The sequence below is a fragment of the Micrococcus sp. H39-S4 genome, from assembly GCF_027158145.1.
GTDB classification, from domain to species: domain Bacteria; phylum Actinomycetota; class Actinomycetes; order Actinomycetales; family Micrococcaceae; genus Micrococcus; species Micrococcus luteus.
Window position 1 is genome coordinate 86,578 of sequence record NZ_JAPVLT010000004.1, and the last position, 20,545, is coordinate 107,122.

Consider the following 20,545-nt stretch of genomic DNA (forward strand, 5'->3'; position numbering starts at 1 on the left):
ACGACGACGGCGGCCGCCCCCTCGTGTGAGGGAGCGGCCGCCGTGCGTTCAGCGGAGGGCGCGCGGGCGCCCGCCGGGGGAGGGGGCCGTCAGATGCGGGCCTCGCCGCCGGCCTCGACGCCGGGGATGCCGTCGCCCTCGTGGCGCTTGACCTCGTCCTCGATGCGCTGGCCGATCGTGGCGTCCACGTTCTTCCAGTACTCGAAGGCGCGGGCCTGGACGTCCTGGCGGACACCCTTCAGCGCGCCGGACACGGTCTCCACGAAGTCGTCACGCTCCTGGTCCGAGAAGACCTCGCGGACGAGGGTGCCGGCCTGGCCGAAGTCGTCGTCGTCCGCGCGCAGCGCCTGGGCCTCACGGGTCAGGGTGCCGTCGGCCTCCCAGCCGTCGTCCACCGGGCCGGTCTCGTCCGACCAGGAGTCGCCGTTGGAGTTCGGCACGTAGGTGGAGCGGTCGCCGGTGTGGTCGTACCACATCTGGCCCTCGAAGGCGTAGTTGTGCACCGCGTTCTTGGGACGGTTCACCGGCAGCTGGTTCACGTGGGCGCCCACGCGGTACAGCTGCGCGTCGTGGTACGCGAAGGCGCGGCCCAGGAGCATGCGGTCCGGGGAGAGGCCGATGCCCGGCACGGTGTTGCTCGGGCTGAACGCGGCGGACTCGATCTGCGCGAAGTGGTTCTCCGGGTTGCGGTTCAGGGTCAGCGTGCCGACCTTGATGCGCGGGTAGTCCTTCTTGGAGATCGTCTTCGTCAGGTCGAAGGGGTTGAACCGGTAGGTCTTGCCCTCCTCGTAGGGGATCGCCTGGATGTAGAGGTCCCACTTGGGGTGGTCGCCCTTGGCGATGGACTCGAACAGGTCCTGGCGGTGGAAGTCGGCGTTCTCGCCGGCGATCTTGGTGGCCTCGTCGTTCGAGAGGTTGTGCACGCCCTGCTGGGAGATGAAGTGGTACTTCACCCAGTGCTTCTCGCCCTGGGCGTTGACCCACAGGTAGGTGTGGGAGCCGTAGCCGTTCATCTCACGCCAGGTGCGGGGCAGGCCGCGCGGGCCCATCAGGTAGGTCACCTGGTGCGCCGACTCGGGGTTGTTGGTCCAGAAGTCCCACTGCATGGTGGCATCGCGCAGGCCGGAGTCCGGCAGGCGCTTCTGCGAGCGGATGAAGTGGGTGAACTTCATCGGGTCGCGCAGGAAGAAGATCGGGGTGTTGTTGCCGACGATGTCGTAGTTGCCCTCCTCGGTGTAGAAGCGCAGTGCGAAGCCGCGCACGTCGCGCCAGGTGTCCGGGGAGCCGAGCTCGCCGGCCACGGTGGAGAAGCGCAGGAGGGTCTCGGTCTTCGTGCCCGGCTGGAACACGAGGGCCTTGGTGTACTTCGACACGTCCTCGGTCACCTCGAACTCGCCGAAGGCGCCGGAGCCCTTGGCGTGCGGGCGGCGCTCCGGGATGTTCATGCGGTTGAAGTGCTGGTGGGTCTCCAGCAGGTGGGTGTCGTGCAGGACGATGGGCCCCTCGCTGCCCACGGTCAGGGACTGGCGGTCGCTGATGGCCGGGGCGCCGTTCTGGCGGGTGGAACCGGTCGCGTGCGGGGTCTTCTTCTGGTACTCCGTCATGGAACTCTCCTTCGTCGATCGACGTCGGCCGCGCACCGATCGGCGCGGTGGGCGGCGTCATCCCCGATCTTGGCATATTTCTGAATCAGTCAAAAGAACCGGGTGCCGGGGTCGGTCGCCGGGGCCGCGGGCCGCCGTCGCGCAGGCCCGACGACGGCGCCTGGTCACTAGGATGGAGGGCACCGGAGCCTTCCGGCCGCACAGACCCCCGTTCGAAGGGAACCCCCGTGACGCAGACGCCCGACATCAACACCCAGCCCCTCGCCGAGGTGGACCCGGAGATCGCCGCGGCGCTCGCGGACGAGCTCGGCCGCCAGCGGGGCACGCTCGAGATGATCGCCTCGGAGAACTTCGTGCCGCGCGCCATCCTCGAGACGCAGGGCTCGGTGCTGACCAACAAGTACGCGGAGGGCTACCCGGGCCGCCGCTACTACGGCGGCTGCGAGTTCGTGGACGTGGCCGAGAACCTGGCCATCCAGCGCGCCAAGGACCTGTTCGGCGCCGAGCACGCCAACGTCCAGCCGCACGCCGGCGCTCAGGCCAACGTGGCCGTGATGACCTCGCTGCTGGACCACGGGGACACGATGATGGGCCTGTCCCTGGCGCACGGCGGCCACCTGACGCACGGCATGAAGCTGAACTTCTCCGGCAAGAACTACAGCATCGCCGCGTACGAGGTGGAGCCGGACACCCACCGCATCGACATGGACAAGGTGCGCGAGAAGGCCCTCGAGGCCCGGCCGAAGGTGATCGTGGCCGGCTGGTCCGCCTATCCCCGTCAGCTCGACTTCGCCGCCTTCCGCTCGATCGCGGACGAGGTCGGCGCCCGGCTCTGGGTGGACATGGCCCACTTCGCCGGCCTCGTGGCCGCCGGCCTGCACCCGAACCCGGTGCCGCACGCCGACGTCGTCTCCTCCACCGTGCACAAGACCCTCGCCGGCCCCCGTTCGGGCTTCATCCTCTCCACCGAGGAGCTGAAGAAGAAGATCGACTCCGCCGTGTTCCCGGGCCAGCAGGGCGGCCCGCTGATGCACGCGATCGCGGGCAAGGCCGTGGCCTTCAAGATCGCCGGCTCCGCGGACTTCAAGGAGAAGCAGGAGCGGACCCTGGCCGGCGCGCAGATCCTGGCCGAGCGCCTGACCGCCCCGGACATGGCCGAGCACGGCATCTCGGTGCTCACCGGCGGCACGGACGTGCACCTGGTCCTGGTGGACCTGCGCGAGTCCCAGCTGGACGGCAGGCAGGGCGAGGACATCCTGCACGAGGTCGGCATCACCGTGAACCGCAACTCGGTGCCGTGGGACCCGCGTCCGCCGATGACCACCTCCGGCCTGCGCATCGGCACCCCCGCGCTGGCCTCCCGCGGCTTCGGCGAGGCCGAGTTCCGCGAGGTGTCCGACGTCATCGCCGAGGCGCTGAAGCCGAGCCCGGACGTGGAGGCGCTGCGCGCCCGCGTCGTGAAGCTCACCGAGGACTTCCCGCTGTACGACGGCCTCGAGGGCTGGTGAGCCGCCGATGACCGCGAAGGTCCTGGACGGCAAGGCCACCGCCGCCGCGATCAAGGAGGAGCTGCGCGGCCGCGTGGCCGCCCTCGCCGAGCGCGGGCACACCCCCGGCCTCGGCACCCTGCTCGTCGGTGAGGACGCCGGCTCGCAGAAGTACGTGGCGGGCAAGCACCGCGACTGCGCCGAGGTGGGCATCGAGTCCATCCAGCGTGAGCTGCCCGCGGACGCGACGGAGGAGCAGATCCTCGACGTCGTGCGCGAGCTGAACGAGGACCCGGCCTGCACGGGCTACATCGTCCAGCTGCCGCTGCCGAAGCACGTGGACACCCAGAAGGTGCTCGAGGCCATCGACCCGGACAAGGACGCGGACGGCCTGCACCCCATGAACCTGGGGCGGCTCGTGGCCTCGGTCGGCGGCGAGCTGGACTCGCCGCTGCCGTGCACCCCGGCCGGCTGCGTCGAGCTGTTGCGCCACCACGGTGTGGAGCTGGCCGGCAAGCACGTGCTCGTGATCGGCCGCGGCGTGACCATCGGCCGGCCCGCCGGCCTCGTGCTCACCCGCCGCGAGGTCAACGCCACCGTGACCCTGGCCCACACCGGCACCACGAACCTCGACGAGCTGCTGGCGAGCGCCGACGTCGTGATCGCCGCCGCCGGCTCCGCCCACATGGTGAAGCCGGAGCAGGTCAAGGAGGGCGTGATCGTCCTGGACGTGGGCGTCTCCCGCGTGACCGGGGAGGACGGGACGTCGCGCGTCCTGGGCGACGTGGACCCGGCCGTGAAGGAGAAGGCGGCCTGGATGGCGCCGAACCCGGGCGGCGTCGGGCCGATGACCCGCGTCATGCTGCTGGCGAACGTCGTCGAGGCCGCCGAGCGCGCCGCCGACGGCGAGGACTGGGCGGGGGAGCGGGCCGGAGCCTGACCTCTCCCCGCCCCGCGACGAACCCTGCGAATCGCAGGGTTCGTCGCCGAGGGGGCGGCGCGCGTCCGGGCGGGTGGTGCGCCTATGCTGTCGCCTTGTGAGTCACACCACTCTGCACGCGGCCCCCGCCTCCGTCATCCGTGCCCGTGGGCTGCGCAAGCAGTACGGCGAGTTCCACGCTGTGAAGGGCATCGACCTGGACGTGCGCCCCGGGGAGTGCTTCGGCCTGCTCGGCCCCAACGGCGCGGGCAAGTCCACCACCATGCGCATGCTCGCGGGCACCTCGCAGCGCACCGCGGGCGAGCTGACCATCCTGGGCATCGACCCGGAGGAGGACGGGCCGGCCGTCCGTGCGCGCCTGGGCGTGGTGCCGCAGCAGGACAACCTGGACGAGGAGCTCACCGCCCGGGAGAACATCCTGATCTACGGCCGCTACTTCGGCCTGCCCTACTCGTACCTGCGGCCCAAGGCCGAGGAGCTGCTGGCCTTCGCCCAGCTCACCGAGAAGGCGGACGCCAAGGTCACCGACCTCTCCGGCGGCATGAAGCGCCGGCTCGTGATCGCCCGCGCCCTGGTCAACGAGCCGGCCCTCTTCCTCCTCGACGAGCCCACCACGGGCCTGGACCCGCAGGCCCGCCACATCCTGTGGGACCGCCTCTACCGGCTCAAGGAACGCGGCACCACGCTGCTGCTGACCACGCACCACATGGACGAGGCGGAGCAGCTGTGCGACCGGCTCGTCGTGGTCGACGGCGGCGAGATCATGGCCGCCGGCACCCCCGCCGAGCTCATCCGCGAGCACGCCTCCCGCGAGGTCCTCGAGGCGCGCTTCGGCGCGGACCGCAACGAGGCCGCGGCCCGCACCGTCCAGGCCCACGCAGGTGACGGCGTCGTGCACCGCGTCGAGGTCCTCCCGGACCGCGTCCTCGTCTACGCCCGACGCGCGGACGACCTGCACGACGTCGTGCAGCGCCTCGTCGACGAGGGCGCCCTGCCCGCCCCCGCCACCACGCTGACCCGCCGCGCGAGCCTCGAGGACGTGTTCCTCATCCTCACCGGCCGCACCCTGGTGGACTGACCCGTGCCGTCCCCCACCACGACGACGACCCCCGGCCCCGCCTCGCCCGCCGAGCCGCTTCGCCCGCCGGTCACCGCGGCGGCGTCCGCGGAGCGCGTGAAGCGCCGCGGCGTCCTGCTCTACGCCGAGCACCAGCTGCGGTCCATGCGTCGCTACGGCGCGGTGCTGCTCGTCGGGGCGCTCGGCGAGCCCGTGCTCTACCTGCTGGCCATGGGTCTGGGCCTGGCCCAGCTCATGGGCGGCGGGATGCCGCAGGACGCCCTGGGCGGGGTCTCCTACGTCGCGTTCATCGCCCCGGCGCTGCTGGCCTCGGGCGCGCTGATGACCGCGTCCGTCGAGTTCTCCTACCCGGTGATGGGCGGGTTCCAGTGGCAGCGCACGTACTACGCGGCGCAGGTCACTCCGCTGTCTCCGGCGCAGATCGCCCTGGGCCACCTCGTGGCGGTGAGCCTGCGGTTCGTGTTCCAGGCTGCCGTGTTCCTGCTGGTGATGCTGGCGTTCGGCGTGGTCTCGAGCCCGTGGGCGTGGGTGCAGGTCCTCACCGCCACGCTCGGCGGGCTCGCCGTCGGCGCGCCGATCATGGCGTTCGCGGCCTCCCTGAGGGAGGACAAGGGCCAGTTCGCCACCCTGCAGCGGCTCGTGGTCATGCCCCTGTTCCTGTTCTCCGCCACCTTCTACCCGCTCGAGGCGCTGCCGGTGTGGCTGCGCTGGATCGGCTGGCTCTCCCCGCAGTGGCATGCCGCCCAGCTCGGCCGCGTGCTCTCCTACGGGATGGCCGAGCCGGTCTGGCTCACCGTGGTGCACGTGGCGTTCCTGCTGGCCCTCGCGCTCGGCGGGGCCTGGCTCGCGGTGCGGATCTACACGCGCCGCCTCGGCTGGGTCCGCGGCACCCCGGACCGCGACGCCGTCACGGTCGCCCGTCGGGACCGTGCCCCGCGCCTGGGCTGCCGTGCCGCGCGCACCGGGGCCGCCCGCGCCGACGTCGCACCCGCCGCCGCGCAGGCGGACCCGGCCGCGCCGTCGTCGTCGGTGGTGCGGGAACACGCCGTCGCCGTGCCGCCCCTGCCCGAGATCCCCGTGCGCCGCGGCCCGCTGGCCGGCGCGTACTCGGGCAACGTGCGCGCGGTGATGGAGCGGGCGTTCCTCTCCCTGAAGTCCAACAACTGGGTGGTGTTCTTCTCCGGGTTCTTCGAGCCCGTGCTCTACCTGGCCTCCTTGGGGCTGGGGCTCGGTGCGCTGGTCGGCGACGTGGCCGGCCCGGATGGCACCCCCGTCCCGTACGGCATGTACCTCGCCCCCGCACTGCTGGCGGTCTCGGCGATGAACGGCGCCATCTACGACTCCACGTGGAACGTGTTCTTCAAGCTGCGCTACGCGAAGACGTACCAGACCATGCTCTCCACACGGCTGGGCCCGCTGGACGTGGCGCTCGGGGAGATCGCGATGGCGCTGCTGCGCGGGCTGATCTACGCGGTCGGCTTCCTGATCGTCATGACCGTGGCCGGGCTCGTCACCTCCTGGACGGCGCTGCTCATGATCCCCGGCGCCCTGCTCGTGGCGCTGGGCTTCGCCTCCCTCGGCATGGCGGTGACGAGCTGGATGAAGACGTTCCAGCACATGGACTGGGTCCAGATCGTGCTGATGCCCATGTTCCTGTTCTCGGCCACGTTCTTCCCGCTCGCGGTCTACCCGGAGCCGATCCAGTGGGTGATCCGCGTGTTCCCGCTGTGGCACGCGGTGGAGATGATGCGCGCGCTCGCGGTGGGCGTGCTGAGCTGGGCGACCGCCGGCCACGTCCTCTACTTCGTGGTGATGGCCGGCATCGGGGTGTGGCTCGCCGCCCGCCGGCTCGGCGCGCTGTTCCTGCGCTGAGGCCCCCGCGGGCCGGTCAGGCCGCGCGCACCGCGCGGCGCCGCCGGACCACGTCCAGGGCCGCGACCACGGCGGTGAGCGCCCAGCACACGGCCACCATGCCCATGGCGGTCGAGGCCGCGTGCGCGTACGCCGCGGCCGACGGTGGCCCGGCGCTCTCGGCTGCGGCGCCGGCCAGGGCCGCGAAGAACGCGCCCGTCACCACGGACAGGCCCAGGGCGGTGCCGAGGCGCTGCGCCGTCTGGGCGACGCCGCCGGCCGCCCCCGCCTCGTGGCCGGCGACGTCGTCCATCATCAGCACCTGCGTGCTGGTGAGCAGCAGGGCCTGCGAGGCCGACTGCACGATCAGCCCCACCCCCACGATCCACGGCGACCACGCGCCGGCTGCGCTGCGCTCGAACGCGAGCGCGAGCACCCCCAGCGACACGAGGCCCACCAGAGCGCCGAGCAGCACGAGCACGGGCCCGCGCCGCTGCACCATCGAGCCCACCCACGGGGACAGAGAGGCCACGACGACGGCGCCGGGCAGACCCACGAGGCCGGCCTCGAGCGGCGTGAACCCCATGCCGCGCTGCAGGAAGATCGCCACGATCGCGAACACCGCCGGCATGGTGGCCAGGTAGATCGTGGACTCGAGCGCGCCGATCGTGAAGGACGGCCGCCGGAACAGGGCCGGGTCCACCATGGGCTGCACGCCGGTGGCCGACGCCCGGGCCTTCACGCGCTTCTCCCACAGCCACCACGCCGTCACGAGCGCGGCGGCGAGCACCAGCAGCCAGGCGGTGCCCGGGACGATGAACGGCACCATGAGGCTCACCCCGCCGGCGCCGAGCAGCAGGGCGCCCACCGGGTCGAGCGCGGCGATCCCGCGTGGTCCGGGGGCGGGGGGCAGGCCGTGCACGCGGGTGGGCGGCGGCAGCCAGAGGGCGCCCATCGCGACGGCGGCCAGGCCCACGGGCACGTTCATGAGGAACGTGGAGCGCCAGCCCCACTCGGGGCCGAACGCGCCGAGGAACAGCCCGCCGAGCAGGGGCCCCACGGCCACGCCGAGGCCCACCACGGTGCCGAAGAGCCCGTAGGCCCGCCCGCGGGCGCGGCCGTGGAAGTTCGACTGGATGAACCCGATGACCTGGGGGTTGAACACGCCCGCGCCCAGGCCCGTGAGCAGGCGCCCCGCGTTGAGCAGCAGGGTGTCCCCGGCCAAGCCGGAGAGCAGGGAGCCGAGCATGTACAGCGTGATGCCCGCCAGGAACAGGTTCTTGCGCCCCCACAGGTCGCCGGCGCGGCCCGCGGCCACGAGCACGGTGCCGAACGTCAGCGTGTACCCCGCCAGCACCCACTGCAGATCCGCGCTCGTGGCGTCCAGGCCCGACTCGATGGCCGGCAGCGCCACGTTCACCACGGACACGCTCATCAGCGCGAGGAAGAGCGGCATGAGCAGTGCGATGAGGATGCGGTGCTGGTCAGGGGTGAAGGCCCCGGACACGGGGTCGGCGGGGTGTGGGGGCCGGGGGGTCATCGCCTCAGGATAGGCGCCGATGCGGGCCGCCCGATTCGGAGCGCACCCCACGATGCGGGATGATGGAGGGCAGACCCCACGAGCCCCTCCGGAGGAGCACCCATGTCCCAGTCCCTGACCCCCGGTCCCGACGGCGCGCGCCGCGGCCCCCGCGCCGGCCTGCGCGTGGGATCGCTCGGCTTCGTTGCGATGATCGTCATCCTGATCGTGGCGATCATCTTCGCCGCGAACCAGAACGACGTGATCGGGTGGCTCGTGGTCGCCGTCGCCGCCGGCTGGCTCGTGTTCGCGGTGGTCGTGTACCTGCAGATGCGCCGCGGCGTCCAGGCCGCGGGCCGCAAGGTGGACACCGCCATGCAGAACGCCCGCGCCGACGTCGCCGCCCTGCGCGGCCGGGACACCGACGCCGCCGCCCCCGCGGTGGCCCCGCCGGCACCGGCCGCGGACCCCCTGCGGGACACCAAGCTGGACCACTCGTTCAAGATCGCCCAGGTGCAGGTGCGCGTGGTGCGCGAGCAGCTCGCCGCAGGCGAGGGCATGGACCGCGAGATGGTGGACCGCGCCCTGGAGACCATCGACATCACGGCCTCCAACGCCCGCGACATGATCAAGGAGTCCCGGACCGGCGGCGCCGAGGGCCCGGTGAGCGGGACGGTGATCGGCTGATGACGGCGCTGCCCGAGAAGGACCCCGTCACCGGGAAGTACCCCGAGCCCGCCGAGGGCGAGCCCGTGGTGCACGCCCACGCCGGGGCGCCCAAGGCCGACGGCGCCGTGCGCGTGGCCACCGTGAACGTCAACGGCATCCGCGCCTCGCACCGCAAGGGCATGCGGGAGTGGTTCGCCGGCCGCGGCGTGGACGTGCTCACCCTCCAGGAGGTGCGCGCCCCCGCGGACGTCACGGCGCAGCTGGTCCGCGAGATCGTGGGCGAGGACTGGGACGAGGTGCACCTGGCGGACGCCGTGGCCGCCGCCAAGGGGCGGGCCGGCGTCGCGATCGCCTCGCGGTTCCCGCTCGGCGAGGTCCGCACGGGCATCGCCGACGCCGACGGGTACTTCGACGACGCCGGCCGCTGGATCGAGGCCGACCTGCGCCTGCCGGACGGCTCGCCGCTGACCGTGGTCTCCGCGTACGTGCACTCGGGCGAGGTCGACACCCCGAAGCAGGAGGACAAGTACCGGTTCCTCGACGAGATGGTCCGCCGCCTCTCCGAGCTGGCCGCGGGGGAGGGGCACGCCCTCGTCACGGGCGACCTCAACGTGGGCCACACCGAGCTGGACATCAAGAACTGGAAGGGCAACGTGAAGAAGGCCGGCTTCCTGCCCGAGGAGCGCGCCTACTTCGACCGGTTCTTCGGCGAGCTCGGCTTCACGGACGTGCACCGCGCCCTCGCCGGGCCGGTGCCGGGCCCGTACACGTGGTGGTCCATGCGCGGCAAGGCCTTCGACAACGACGCCGGGTGGCGCATCGACTACCACATGGCGACCGCGGGCCTGGCCGAGCGGGCGACGACCGCCGTCGTGGACCGCGCCCCCAGCTGGGGCACCCGCTTCTCCGACCACGCCCCGCTCGTGGTCGACTACCAGTTCTGACCGTGCAGGAGAGACCCGAGGCTGAGATGACCATGAAGAAGAACTCCGTCCAGGACGTCCTGGCCCAGGACGCCGCCGCCACCGCCCACCTGCCCGGCGCGTCCGCCCGGCACCGCGTGCTCTCCGGCATGCAGCCATCGGCGGACTCCCTCCACCTGGGCAACTACCTCGGCGCCCTCGTGAACTGGGAGCGCACCCAGGCCGACTTCGAGGCGTTCTTCTTCATCCCCGACCTGCACGCCATCACCGTGCCGCAGGACCCGGCAGCCCTGGCGGAGCGCACGCGGGTGGCCGCCGCGCAGTTCATCGCCGGCGGCATCGACCCCGAGCGCTCCACGCTGTTCGTCCAGTCCCAGGTGCCCGAGCACGCGCAGCTGGCGTGGGTGCTGACCTGCATGACCGGCATGGGCGAGGCCATGCGCATGACCCAGTTCAAGGACAAGTCCGCCAAGCAGGGCGCGGACGCGGCCGGCGTCGGCCTGCTCGCGTACCCCATGCTCATGGCCGCGGACATCCTGCTCTACCAGCCGCATGGCGTGCCCGTGGGCGACGACCAGCGCCAGCACGTGGAGCTCACCCGCGACCTCGCCCAGCGCTTCAACCACCGCTACGGCGAGACGTTCGTGGTGCCCACCGGCTTCTACCCGGAGACCGGCGCGCGCATCTACGACCTGCAGGACCCCACGTCGAAGATGTCCAAGTCCGCGGCGTCCCCGAACGGGCTCATCAACATCCTCGAGGAGCCGAAGAAGACCGCCAAGAAGATCAAGTCCGCGGTCACCGACGACGGCACCGAGGTGCGCTTCGACCGCGAGGCCAAGCCCGGCGTCTCCAACCTGCTGACCATCCTCGCCGCGGTGTCCGGCACGCCGATCCCGCAGCTCGAGGAGGAGTTCGTCGGCAAGATGTACGGGCACCTCAAGGTCGCGGTGGCGGACGCTGTCGTCGAGCGCCTGGCCCCCGTGCGCGAGCGCGCCCTCGAGCTGCTCGCCGACCCCGCTGAGCTGGACCGCATCCTCGCCTCCGGAGCCGAGAAGGCCCGCGCCGTGGCCACGCCCGTGCTCGAGGACGTCTACGCCAAGGTCGGCTTCCTGCCGCCGCTGCGCTGAGCCGGGCCGCACCGGCCCCGCGGCCTCCCGACGATGGCCCGCGCCCCCGACCTGCGGGGGACGCGGGCCGTCGTGTTCTCCGACTCGAGGTGGAGGCGGCGGCGCGTGCGCGGCTGTCAGGATGGAGGCACTGCCTCCGCTCCTGCCGCAGCGGGGGCGAGCCCCACCGACAGAGGAGTGCCGGAGCCATGTCCACCGCTGTCCCCATCCCCGCCGTCGCCGAGGTCCCGCCCGGCGCCGAACCCGTCCTGGAGACGGAGAACCTCGTCAAGGTCTACGGTCGCGGGGCGTCCCGCTTCGACGCGCTGAAGGGCATCACCCTGCAGATCCAGCGCGGCGAGTCCCTGGCCGTCGTCGGCAAGTCCGGCTCCGGCAAGTCCACCCTGATGCACCTGCTGGCGCTGCTGGACCAGCCCTCCGCCGGCGTCGTCGCGATGGACGGCCGTCCCGTCTCCCAGCTCAAGACCGCGGAGATCTCCCAGCTGCGCAACGAGCGGTTCGGCTTCGTGTTCCAGCAGTTCTTCCTGAACCCGAACCAGACGGTCCTGGAGAACACCGTGCTGCCGCTGAAGATCGCCGGCGTGGGCCGGGCCCAGCGCACCCGCCGCGGCATGGCGGTGCTCGAGCGGCTCGAGCTCGCGGACAAGGCGAAGAACAAGGCCACGGACCTCTCCGGCGGCCAGAAGCAGCGCGTGTGCATCGCCCGTGCGCTCGTGAACAACCCGACGGTGCTGTTCGCGGACGAGCCCACGGGCAACCTGGACTCCGCCACCTCGGCGGCCGTGGAGGACATCCTCTTCGGCCTGCACCGCGACGAGGGCATCACCCTCGTGGTGGTCACGCACGACGACGACCTGGCCGCGAAGTGTGACCGTCGCGTCGAGCTGCAGGACGGCGTGGTCATCGCCGACGAGCGCGTCGGCACCGAGCGGGACGGAGCGCGGGCATGAAGGCCACCGACGTCGCGGGCACGGCGCTCGCCAACACGATGCGCTCCAAGCTGCGCACCTTCCTCACCGTCGTCGCGATCGTGATCGGCGCATTCACGCTGACCCTCACCACGGGGCTCGGCGCGGGCATCAACAAGTACGTGGACAACGTGGTCGAGGGCTTCGGCAAGCCCGGCGAGCTGACCGTGATGAAGCAGCAGGACATGTCCTCGGCCGGTGCGGCGAGCGGCTCGCCCCAGGAGTACACGGAGCAGGACGCCGCCGGCGGCGAGATGTTCGGCATGCCGCTGCTCACGCAGGAGGACCTCGCCGCGATCGAGGACACCGAGCACGTCACCGAGGTGAAGACCTATCGGGTGGCCGAGCCGGAGTACATCCAGGGCCCGGACGACCGCAAGTGGCAGACCGGCTTCATGGGCAGCTCCGGCGAGATCGACATGCTCACCTTCTCGGCCGGCCGTGCCCCCGAGGCCGGCGCCGCGGAGATCGTCATGCCCGAGTCGTGGGTGGAGGACCTGGGCGCCGGCGACGCCGAGGACCTGGTCGGCACGGAGCTGACCGTCGTGGCGGCGACCCCGCTGCAGGAGCACAAGTCCGTGACGGCCACCGTGGTCGGTGTGACGAAGGCGGCCGCGTCCGGTGCGGGCACCGCCCCGACGCCGTCGGAGTCGCTGGAGCAGGCGATCTACGACATCACGACGGAGGGCCTGCCGGAGTCGCAGCGGAACACCTACTTCCAGGCCACGGCGATCGTGGAGGACCCGGAGGCGAACGAGGACGCCGTGAAGCAGGCGCTGGCCGACCAGGGCCTGCTGGCGCAGACCCTCGAGGAGCAGCTCGGCGTGATCCGCGGCATCATCGACGCCGTCACGTGGGTGCTCACCGGCTTCGCGCTCATCGCGCTGCTCGCCGCCAGCTTCGGCATCATCAACACCCTGCTCATGGCGGTGCAGGAGCGCACCCGGGAGATCGGCCTCATGAAGGCCCTCGGCATGACCGGCGGGAAGATCTTCGGCCTGTTCACCATGGAGGCCGTCGTGATCGGCCTGCTCGGCTCGCTGGTCGGCATCGGCCTGGGCGTCGCCGTCGGACTCATCGCGAACCAGGTGTTGACCACCGGCCCCCTCAGCGGCGTCACCGGCCTGGTCCTGTTCGCGGTCAACCCCCTCGCCCTGCTGCTGATCCTGCTGCTGATCGTGGCCATCGCGTTCATCGCCGGCACCTTGCCCGCCCTGCGTGCGGCCCGCAAGGATCCCATCGAGGCACTGCGGCACGAGTGATCCTGCCGCCGCGCCCGTCATCACCACCACCCGCACCCCCGACACCGAGGAGCACACCATGACCACCGATCGACCGAACCCGGACCCGAACCCGGAGCAGCCCGCCGCGGGCGGCCCCGGCCCGTACCCGGGCCAGAACCCCGCATACGGCCAGCCCGCCGCGGGCTCCCGCTACGGCACGCAGCCCTACGCGGCCCCGGGCCATGGTGCCCAGCCGGGCAGCTCGTACGGCATCGTCCCGGAGCCGGCCGCGTTCCCCGCGCTCCTGACGCTGACGCTCACGTCGCTCGCGCTGTACGTGCTGTCCTCCCTGCCGGCCCTGTTCGGCGGCGAGGAGAGCATCGAACGCATGCGGGACTCCCTTCGCCAGAGCGGCCTCACCCCCGAGCAGGTGGAGGAGATCGCGCCTGTCGTGGGCGCCTCCGTGACGGTGGGCACGATCATCGTCCTGCTCATCGGCGTGGCCCTGTACGCCCTGGTGTACTTCAACCTCCGCGGGGCCAAGAACTGGGCCCGCATCCTCGGCATCGTCGTCGCGATCCTGGGCACCCTCAGCGCCGTCGGCGGCATCTTCTCCTTCGTGACCTACCCCGGCATCGGCGGCGTCCTGGCCTCCGTGCTGAGCCTGGCGCTGGTGATCGTGAACATCCTGTGGCTGGTCAAGGCCTTCAACCCGCAGGTCGCGGCCTACACCCGTCAGGGCCGCCGCGCCTGATCCCGACGCCGTTCGCCGGCGGCGAGTCCGGGGTCGCCAGCCCTCGCCCCGGCGTCGGCCAGCGGAGACCATGACGACATGGCCTCCGATCATCGACCCCCGCATCCCGTGTCCCCCCACCCCGACGACCTGGACGGCGGCGGGCGGCCCGTGGTGGGCCCGGATGAGGCGCGGCGGCGCATCGCCGGGCACTCCGGCCCGGACGCCCGCCCGCTGATCCGCCCCGACGCCCGCACCCCCGGCGTGTTCCGGGCGCTGCTCGGACTGACGGTCGCGTCCGCAGTCCTCTATGCCGCGTCGATCCTGCGCAACCTCCTCCCGGGCGCGGCCCAGGACATCGCGGACTCGCTGCCCGAGGGCGGCGCGCAGTCGCCCGCGATGACCGCCGAGGCCATCGAGGGCGCCCTCACCGGCAGTGTCTGGTTCGCGACCCTGCTGGGTCTGGCGGTCTACGCGATCGTCCTCGTCGGCCTGACCCGGCACAGCAACACGGCGCGCATCATGGGTGCCCTGTTCGCCTCGATCGCCATCTTCGTGACGCTGCTGGGGGCCATCCGCCTGTTCGTCTTCCCCGCCGGGGACGTGGTGCTGCCCCTGGTCCTGGGCGGGCTGTTCGCGCTCGTGAACGCGGCCTGGCTCGTGTGCGCCTTCAACCCGGGCCTCGCGACGACCTTCCTGCGCCGCCGGGCATGATGGGGGGCATGCACCCCCTCCACGACGATCCCCACGAGACCACGGAGCGCGACCCCGGTCCCGATCGCGCGGCCCTGCGTCCCCTGCGCCTGTTCCAGACCGTCACGGCGGTCACGGGGGCACTGAGCGCGGCCGGCGTGGGGGGCGTGCTCGCGCTGCAGGCGACGCCCGGCTACGCCCGCGCCGTGCTGGAGGCGCGCTCCTGGGGCGCGAGCGAGGTCACCGACGCCGACGTCGCCGCGTTCCTCACCCCGGCGGGGGCGGGGCCGGTGGCCGCCGCGGCGGTGGTCGTCCTGACCCTGGTGCTCCTGGCCGGCATCACCCGCCGGATCCGGGCCGTGCGCCCCGTGGGGAGCGTGCTCGTGGTGCTGGGGATGCTCACGGCGGCCTTCTGGATGGTCGACGGCGGGCGGATGGTGCAGGCCGGGGGAGGGGGTCCGGTCGTGCTGGGCGCCGTCGTCGGGATGCTCGTGTCCAGCGCGATGTGGCTGCGTGTGGCGCACCGGCGGGAGACGCGCGACGGCTTCGACGGCTGAGCTCGGACCGCCTCCGCCTCCGCCTCCGGTCCCGTCCCCACGCCGAGGCCCGCAGACACGCCGCGACACCGGGCCGGTGACGGCGCGTCTGCGGGCCTCGGCGGGAGGGGCACCACCCACGACGACGGCGGCCCGCCTCCTCGCGTGAGGAGACGGGCCGCCGTCGTGGTGCGGGGGATCAGAACTGGCGGGCCAGGATGGCCCGCTTCACCTCGGCGATCGCCTTGGTCACCTGGATGCCGCGGGGGCACGCGTCGGTGCAGTTGAAGGTCGTGCGGCAGCGCCACACGCCCTCCTTGTCGTTCAGGATCTCCAGGCGCATGTCACCGGCCTCGTCACGCGAGTCGAAGATGAACCGGTGCGCGTTGACGATGGCGGCCGGGCCGAAGTACTGGCCGTCCGTCCAGAACACCGGGCAGGACGAGGTGCACGCGGCGCACAGGATGCACTTCGTGGTGTCGTCGTAGATCGCCCGGTCGGCCTGGGACTGGTAGCGCTCCTTGGTGGGCGCGTGGCCCTCGGCGACCAGGAACGGCATGATCTCGCGGTAGGACTGGAAGAACGGGTCCATGTCCACGATCAGGTCCTTCTCCACCGGCAGGCCCTTGATGGGCTCCACCAGGATGGGCTTGGACAGGTCGAGGTCCTTCAGGAGCGTCTTGCAGGCCAGGCGGTTGCGGCCGTTGATGCGCATGGCGTCGGAGCCGCACACGCCGTGGGCGCAGGAGCGGCGGAACGACAGGGTGCCGTCGTGGTCCCACTTGACCTTGTGCAGGGCGTCCAGCACGCGGTCGGTGCCGTACATGGTCAGGCGCCACTCGTCCCAGTAGGACTCCTCGGAGGACTCCGGGAGGTAGCGGCGGACCTTGAGCACGATGTCGAAGCTCTCGACCTCGCCTACGCCGCCGCCGGCGGACTGGGTCTGCGCCTGGGCCACGGGGGCCTCGGTCTCGGTTGCTGAGTGGCTCATCAGTACTTACGCTCCATCGGCTGGTAACGGGTCACGACGACGGGCTTGGTCTCGAAGCGGATGCCCTTGACGCCCTCCATCTCCGCGGTCTCGTCACGGTAGATCATGGTGTGCGCCATGAAGTTCTCGTCGTCGCGGTCGGGGTAGTCCTCGCGGTAGTGCCCGCCGCGGGACTCCTTGCGGCCCAGGGCCGCGAGGGTCATCGCCTCGGCGATGTCCAGGAGGTAGCCCAGCTCCATGCCCTCGAGCAGGTCGAGGTTGAAGCGGTGGCCCTTGTCCTGGACGGACACGTTCTCGTAGCGGCCGCGCAGCTCCTCGATCTTGGCCAGTGCGCGGCGGATCGAGTCCTCGTCGCGGAAGACCTGCATGTCCGCGTCCATCGACTCCTGGAGCTCGGCGCGGATGTCCGCAACGCGCTCGGAGCCGGTGGCGGAGCGCAGGTTCTCGATGTGCTCCACGGTCGGCAGCTCGCCGCCCTCGGGCAGCTCCACCCAGTCCGCCTGGGCAGCGTACTCGGCGGCGTAGATGCCGGCGCGGCGGCCGAACACGTTGATGTCCAGCAGCGAGTTGGTGCCCAGGCGGTTGGACCCGTGCACGGACACGCAGGCCACCTCACCGGCGGCGTACAGGCCCGGCACGACGGTGTCGTTGTCCTGGAGGACCTCGGCCTTGATGTTCGTGGGGATGCCGCCCATGAAGTAGTGGCAGGTGGGGAACACCGGCACCGGCTCCGTGTAGGGCTCGACGCCCAGGTACGTGCGGGCGAACTCGGTGATGTCCGGGAGCTTCTCGTCGATGTGCGAGGGCTCCAGGTGCGTCAGGTCGAGGAGCACGTAGTCCTTGTTGGGACCGGCGCCGCGGCCCTGACGGACCTCCTCGGCCATGGACCGGGCCACGATGTCGCGCGGGGCGAGGTCCTTGATGGTGGGGGCGTAGCGCTCCATGAAGCGCTCACCGTCCGCGTTGCGGAGGATGCCGCCCTCGCCGCGTGCGGCCTCGGAGAGCAGGATGCCCAGGCCGGCCAGGCCGGTCGGGTGGAACTGCACGAACTCCATGTCCTCGAGCGGCAGGCCCGCGCGGTAGGCGATGGCCATGCCGTCGCCGGTGAGGGTGTGGGCGTTCGAGGTGGTCTTGTACACCTTGCCGGCGCCGCCGGTGGCGAAGACGACCGACTTGGCCTGGAAGACGTGGATCTCGCCGGTGGCCAGCTCATAGGAGACGACGCCGGCGGTGCGCTTCTGCTTGTAGGCGGTGCCGTCCTCGCGCACGGCGTCCTCCTCCACCAGCAGCAGGTCGAGCACGTAGAACTCGTTGTAGAACTCCACGTTGTGCTTGACGCAGTTCTGGTACAGCGTCTGGAGGATCATGTGGCCGGTGCGGTCCGCGGCGTAGCAGGCGCGGCGCACGGGCGCCTTGCCGTGGTCACGGGTGTGGCCGCCGAAGCGGCGCTGGTCGATCTTGCCCTCGGGGGTGCGGTTGAAGGGCAGGCCCATCTTCTCGAGGTCGAGCACCGCGTCGATGGCCTCCTTGGCCATGACCTCCGCGGCGTCCTGGTCCACCAGGTAGTCGCCGCCCTTGACGGTGTCGAACGTGTGCCACTCCCAGTTGTCCTCCTCGACGTTGGCGAGGGCCGCGCACATGCCGCCCTGGGCCGCGCCGGTGTGGGAACGCGTGGGGTAGATCTTGGTGAGGACGGCGGTGTGCGCGCGCTGACCGGCCTCGATGGCCGCGCGCATGCCCGCGCCGCCGGCGCCGACGATCACCACGTCGTACTTGTGCACCTGCATTCAGGTCTCTCTTTCTGGGTGTCTGTGACGCGGCGGCCGCTCGGGCCGGCCGCACCGCAGGGCGAGCGTTTCCGAGGTCAGCCGCAGAAGGCCGGGGAGCCCTCGAGCAGGGCGCCGGAGGCGTCCACCATGCAGGGATCGAAGGTGAAGATCACCAGGGTGCCGAGGATGATGATCACGGCTGTGGCGATGTACAGGATCATCGTCAGCCAGAAGCGGGCGCTGCCGCGACGGGTGTAGTCGTTGATGATCGTGCGCACGCCGTTGGCGCCGTGCAGCATGGCCAGCCACAGGAGGGCCAGGTCCCAGAACTGCCACAGCGGGTGCGCCCACTTGCCGGCCACGAAGCCGAAGTCGATGGCGTGGATGCCGTCGCCCACCAGCAGGTTGGTGGTCAGGTGCACGGCGATCAGCACGACGAGGAAGACGCCCGAGATGCGCATGAACAGCCAGGCGAGCATCTCGAAGTTGCCGCGGCCGCCGCCGTCGCGCGTGTACTTGGGGTCCAGACGGCGGCTGCGGGGCGCCGCGATGGTGGTCTCAGCGGTGGTGCTCATGGCTCAGTGACCTCCGAGTGCGAGGCTGAAGTGACGGATGGCGAAGCCCAGGGTCAGGACGACCCACAGCCCCAGCACGATCCACAGCAGGGTCTTGTGGTGCTGGGTGCCGCCCTTCCAGAAGTCGACCAGGATGATGCGCAGGCCGTTCAGGGCGTGGAAGATGATCGCCGCGACGAGGCCGGCCTCGCCGAGCGCGAAGTACCACGTCTTGTACGAGCCGATCACGGCGTTGTAGGCCTCGGGGGAGACCCGGACCAGGGCCGTGTCCAGCACGTGGACGAGCAGGTAGAAGAAGATGACGACGCCGGTGACGCGGTGGCCCACCCAGGACCACATGCCGCCGTGGCCCCGGTACAGGGTTCCGCGGCCGTTCTTGGCCGGGGCCTGCGCAGTGGCGCTAGACACGGTTGATACCTCCAGGGGGAATGCACGATCCCGGTCCTCCGCCGTGGGACGACGACGGGCAGGGGCGTGTGCGAGTGGATTCCTCCACCTAGGGTAGACCCTTCCCGCGCCTCCGTGCCCGATCGGGACCCGGGCGACCACTGTGACGCGTGCGGCGCCCCGCCGCCGTCCTGTTCGGTCTGGGCTGTGCCCCGCCTGGGACGCGTCGAGTGGTCCCCCGTCCGGACGGTTCCGTAGTCTGGCCCGGTGAGCACCGATCCGAACCTGACCGATGCCCCGCGCGAGGCCGCGCCGGGCACGGCCCTGTCCCGCTTCCACGCCGTGATCCCCGCCGGGGGCGTGGGCACCCGCCTGTGGCCCCTCTCGCGGGCCGCCGCGCCGAAGTTCCTCCACGACCTCACCGGCTCGGGCCAGACCCTGATCCGTGCCACGTGGGACCGTCTGGCGCCCCTGGCCGCGGGCATGCTCGTGGTGACCGGGGAGGCCCACCGGGAGGCGGTGTGCATGCAGCTGCCGGCCCTGGCGGAGACGGATCTGGTGCTCGAGCCCTCGCCCAAGGACTCCGCGGCCGCCATCGGCCTGGCCGCGGCGATCCTCTCCCTGCGCGACCCGGACACGATCATGGGCTCGTTCGCGGCGGATCAGGTGATCTCCCCGGTGGAGGTCTTCCAGGACGCGGTGCGGCAGGCCGTCGAGACGGCGGCCACGGGCCGGATCGTGACCATCGGCATCGAGCCCACGCACGCGGCCACGGGCTTCGGCTACATCCGCCGGGGCCGCCGTCTCCGCGTGGCCGGCGCCCCGGACGCGCACGACGTCGCCGCGTTCGTGGAGAAGCCGGACCTGAAGGTCGCCCAGCAGTACGTGAAGTCCGGCCGCTACCTCTGGAACGCGGGCATGTTCGTGGCGCCCGTGGGCCTCATGCTGGCCCACCTCGAGGAGAACGAGCCCGCGCTGCACGCCGGCCTGATGGAGATCGCCCGCGCGTGGGAGACGCCGGAGCGGGACGAGGTCATGGCCCGGGTGTGGCCCGAGCTGACGAAGACCGCCATCGACTACGCCGTGGCCGAGCCCGCCGCCGCCGTCGGCGACGTGGCCGTGATCCCCGGCTCCTTCACGTGGGACGACGTGGGGGACTTCGCGGCGATCGCCCGCCTGAACCCGGTCAAGGACGCCTCCGGCATCACGGTGATCGGCGACACCCCGCGCGTGTACTCGGACGACGCGTCCGGCGTCGTGGTGACGGACACGAAGCGCGTCATCGCGCTGATCGGCATCGAGGACGTCGTCGTGGTGGACACCGAGGACGCGCTGCTGGTCACCACCACGGAGCACGCCCAGGAGGTCAAGAAGGCCGTCGAGGCGCTCAAGGCGGAGGGTGTGGACGAGGTCCTCTGACCGCGCCCTGGGCCGGGTCCGGCCCGCATCGACCGGCACCCCCGGAGTAG

General features: G+C 71.7%; 19 protein-coding genes. 13 read left to right on the plus strand and 6 right to left on the minus strand.

Annotation, left to right across the window (positions count from 1 at the left end; genetic code table 11):
* Positions 1-89: 89 nt before the first annotated feature.
* On the minus strand, positions 90-1,604 hold the full coding sequence (locus O3T09_RS05470) for a catalase (protein WP_036314582.1): 1,515 nt from the start codon (positions 1,602-1,604) through the stop codon (positions 90-92).
* Between the two features lie 227 nt (positions 1,605-1,831).
* On the opposite strand from O3T09_RS05470, the gene glyA reads away from it, so the two are divergent.
* The 4 genes from glyA to O3T09_RS11840 all read left to right on the plus strand — a co-directional run bounded on the left by glyA (position 1,832) and on the right by O3T09_RS11840 (position 6,981).
* A complete protein-coding gene (gene glyA, locus O3T09_RS05475; RefSeq protein WP_010079361.1) occupies positions 1,832-3,112 on the plus strand; it encodes a serine hydroxymethyltransferase in 1,281 nt (426 codons plus the stop codon).
* 7 nt (positions 3,113-3,119) lie between these two features.
* Positions 3,120-4,031 (plus strand): bifunctional methylenetetrahydrofolate dehydrogenase/methenyltetrahydrofolate cyclohydrolase, encoded by a 912-nt coding sequence (locus O3T09_RS05480; protein ID WP_020624736.1) that lies wholly within the window; start codon positions 3,120-3,122, stop codon positions 4,029-4,031.
* Positions 4,032-4,128: 97 nt separating this feature from the next.
* A complete protein-coding gene (locus O3T09_RS05485; RefSeq protein ID WP_070709516.1) occupies positions 4,129-5,109 on the plus strand; it encodes an ABC transporter ATP-binding protein in 981 nt (326 codons plus the stop codon).
* 3 nt (positions 5,110-5,112) lie between these two features.
* Positions 5,113-6,981 carry an ABC transporter permease gene (locus O3T09_RS11840; protein ID WP_036314576.1) on the plus strand — a complete coding sequence of 623 codons (1,869 nt, stop codon included), beginning with the start codon at positions 5,113-5,115 and terminating at the stop codon, positions 6,979-6,981.
* Positions 6,982-6,997: 16 nt separating this feature from the next.
* Here the strand turns inward: O3T09_RS11840 and O3T09_RS05500 are convergent, their stop codons facing one another.
* Positions 6,998-8,500, minus strand: coding sequence for an MFS transporter (locus O3T09_RS05500; RefSeq protein ID WP_063718690.1), 1,503 nt, complete (start codon positions 8,498-8,500; stop codon positions 6,998-7,000).
* Between the two features lie 102 nt (positions 8,501-8,602).
* Here O3T09_RS05500 and O3T09_RS05505 point away from each other — a divergent pair, with 102 nt between their 5' ends.
* The 8 genes from O3T09_RS05505 (at position 8,603) to O3T09_RS05540 (ending at position 15,375) form a co-directional block, all read left to right on the plus strand.
* Entirely contained in the window at positions 8,603-9,166 is a 564-nt protein-coding gene (locus O3T09_RS05505) for a hypothetical protein (RefSeq protein WP_020624732.1), read from the plus strand.
* Entirely contained in the window at positions 9,166-10,092 is a 927-nt protein-coding gene (locus O3T09_RS05510) for an exodeoxyribonuclease III (RefSeq protein ID WP_070708991.1), read from the plus strand. The genes O3T09_RS05505 and O3T09_RS05510 overlap by 1 nt, the downstream gene beginning before the upstream one ends.
* Positions 10,093-10,118: 26 nt before the next feature.
* Positions 10,119-11,201, plus strand: a complete 1,083-nt coding sequence (gene trpS / locus O3T09_RS05515; protein ID WP_049145560.1) for a tryptophan--tRNA ligase — start codon at positions 10,119-10,121, stop codon at positions 11,199-11,201.
* Positions 11,202-11,389: 188 nt separating this feature from the next.
* Positions 11,390-12,151, plus strand: coding sequence for an ABC transporter ATP-binding protein (locus O3T09_RS05520; protein ID WP_269295420.1), 762 nt, complete (start codon positions 11,390-11,392; stop codon positions 12,149-12,151).
* On the plus strand, positions 12,148-13,431 hold the full coding sequence (locus O3T09_RS05525; protein WP_102708604.1) for an ABC transporter permease: 1,284 nt from the start codon (positions 12,148-12,150) through the stop codon (positions 13,429-13,431). The genes O3T09_RS05520 and O3T09_RS05525 overlap by 4 nt, the downstream gene beginning before the upstream one ends.
* A 58-nt stretch (positions 13,432-13,489) precedes the next feature.
* A complete protein-coding gene (locus O3T09_RS05530; RefSeq protein WP_102708603.1) occupies positions 13,490-14,146 on the plus strand; it encodes a hypothetical protein in 657 nt (218 codons plus the stop codon).
* Positions 14,147-14,254: 108 nt separating this feature from the next.
* Complete coding sequence (locus O3T09_RS05535) at positions 14,255-14,839, plus strand: hypothetical protein (RefSeq protein ID WP_101965812.1); 585 nt, start codon at positions 14,255-14,257, stop codon at positions 14,837-14,839.
* A gap of 8 nt (positions 14,840-14,847) precedes the next feature.
* Complete coding sequence (locus O3T09_RS05540; RefSeq protein ID WP_144818788.1) at positions 14,848-15,375, plus strand: hypothetical protein; 528 nt, start codon at positions 14,848-14,850, stop codon at positions 15,373-15,375.
* A 178-nt stretch (positions 15,376-15,553) separates the two neighbouring features.
* On the opposite strand, the gene O3T09_RS05545 is transcribed toward O3T09_RS05540, so the two are convergent.
* From O3T09_RS05545 to sdhC, 4 genes are all read right to left on the minus strand, one after another.
* Positions 15,554-16,345: a succinate dehydrogenase iron-sulfur subunit gene (locus O3T09_RS05545; RefSeq protein ID WP_100057760.1), complete on the minus strand. Its 792-nt coding sequence runs from the start codon at positions 16,343-16,345 to the stop codon at positions 15,554-15,556.
* A complete protein-coding gene (gene sdhA, locus O3T09_RS05550; RefSeq protein WP_100057761.1) occupies positions 16,345-18,132 on the minus strand; it encodes a succinate dehydrogenase flavoprotein subunit in 1,788 nt (595 codons plus the stop codon). Before sdhA ends, O3T09_RS05545 begins: the two co-directional genes overlap by 1 nt.
* 77 nt (positions 18,133-18,209) lie before the next feature.
* Positions 18,210-18,689, minus strand: a complete 480-nt coding sequence (locus O3T09_RS05555) for a succinate dehydrogenase hydrophobic membrane anchor subunit (RefSeq protein ID WP_036314556.1) — start codon at positions 18,687-18,689, stop codon at positions 18,210-18,212.
* Between the two features lie 3 nt (positions 18,690-18,692).
* Positions 18,693-19,097, minus strand: coding sequence for a succinate dehydrogenase, cytochrome b556 subunit (sdhC, locus tag O3T09_RS05560; RefSeq protein ID WP_078025777.1), 405 nt, complete (start codon positions 19,095-19,097; stop codon positions 18,693-18,695).
* A gap of 246 nt (positions 19,098-19,343) precedes the next feature.
* Here sdhC and O3T09_RS05565 point away from each other — a divergent pair, with 246 nt between their 5' ends.
* On the plus strand, positions 19,344-20,495 hold the full coding sequence (locus O3T09_RS05565) for a mannose-1-phosphate guanylyltransferase (RefSeq protein ID WP_144818790.1): 1,152 nt from the start codon (positions 19,344-19,346) through the stop codon (positions 20,493-20,495).
* The last annotated feature ends 50 nt before the right edge of the window (positions 20,496-20,545 follow it).

Bases quoted from the DNA above. Each gene is read 5' to 3' on its own strand.
- O3T09_RS05470 (WP_036314582.1), bottom strand. From the start codon at position 1,604: ATGACGGAGTACCAGAAGAAGACCCCGCACGCGACCGGTTCCACCCGC.
- O3T09_RS05480 (WP_020624736.1), top strand. From the start codon at position 3,120: ATGACCGCGAAGGTCCTGGACGGCAAGGCCACCGCCGCCGCGATCAAG.
- O3T09_RS05500 (WP_063718690.1), bottom strand. From the start codon at position 8,500: ATGACCCCCCGGCCCCCACACCCCGCCGACCCCGTGTCCGGGGCCTTC.
- O3T09_RS05505 (WP_020624732.1), top strand. From the start codon at position 8,603: ATGTCCCAGTCCCTGACCCCCGGTCCCGACGGCGCGCGCCGCGGCCCC.
- O3T09_RS05510 (WP_070708991.1), top strand. From the start codon at position 9,166: ATGACGGCGCTGCCCGAGAAGGACCCCGTCACCGGGAAGTACCCCGAG.
- trpS (WP_049145560.1), top strand. From the start codon at position 10,119: ATGACCATGAAGAAGAACTCCGTCCAGGACGTCCTGGCCCAGGACGCC.
- O3T09_RS05520 (WP_269295420.1), top strand. From the start codon at position 11,390: ATGTCCACCGCTGTCCCCATCCCCGCCGTCGCCGAGGTCCCGCCCGGC.
- O3T09_RS05525 (WP_102708604.1), top strand. From the start codon at position 12,148: ATGAAGGCCACCGACGTCGCGGGCACGGCGCTCGCCAACACGATGCGC.
- O3T09_RS05530 (WP_102708603.1), top strand. From the start codon at position 13,490: ATGACCACCGATCGACCGAACCCGGACCCGAACCCGGAGCAGCCCGCC.
- O3T09_RS05540 (WP_144818788.1), top strand. From the start codon at position 14,848: ATGCACCCCCTCCACGACGATCCCCACGAGACCACGGAGCGCGACCCC.
- O3T09_RS05545 (WP_100057760.1), bottom strand. From the start codon at position 16,345: ATGAGCCACTCAGCAACCGAGACCGAGGCCCCCGTGGCCCAGGCGCAG.
- sdhA (WP_100057761.1), bottom strand. From the start codon at position 18,132: ATGCAGGTGCACAAGTACGACGTGGTGATCGTCGGCGCCGGCGGCGCG.
- O3T09_RS05555 (WP_036314556.1), bottom strand. From the start codon at position 18,689: ATGAGCACCACCGCTGAGACCACCATCGCGGCGCCCCGCAGCCGCCGT.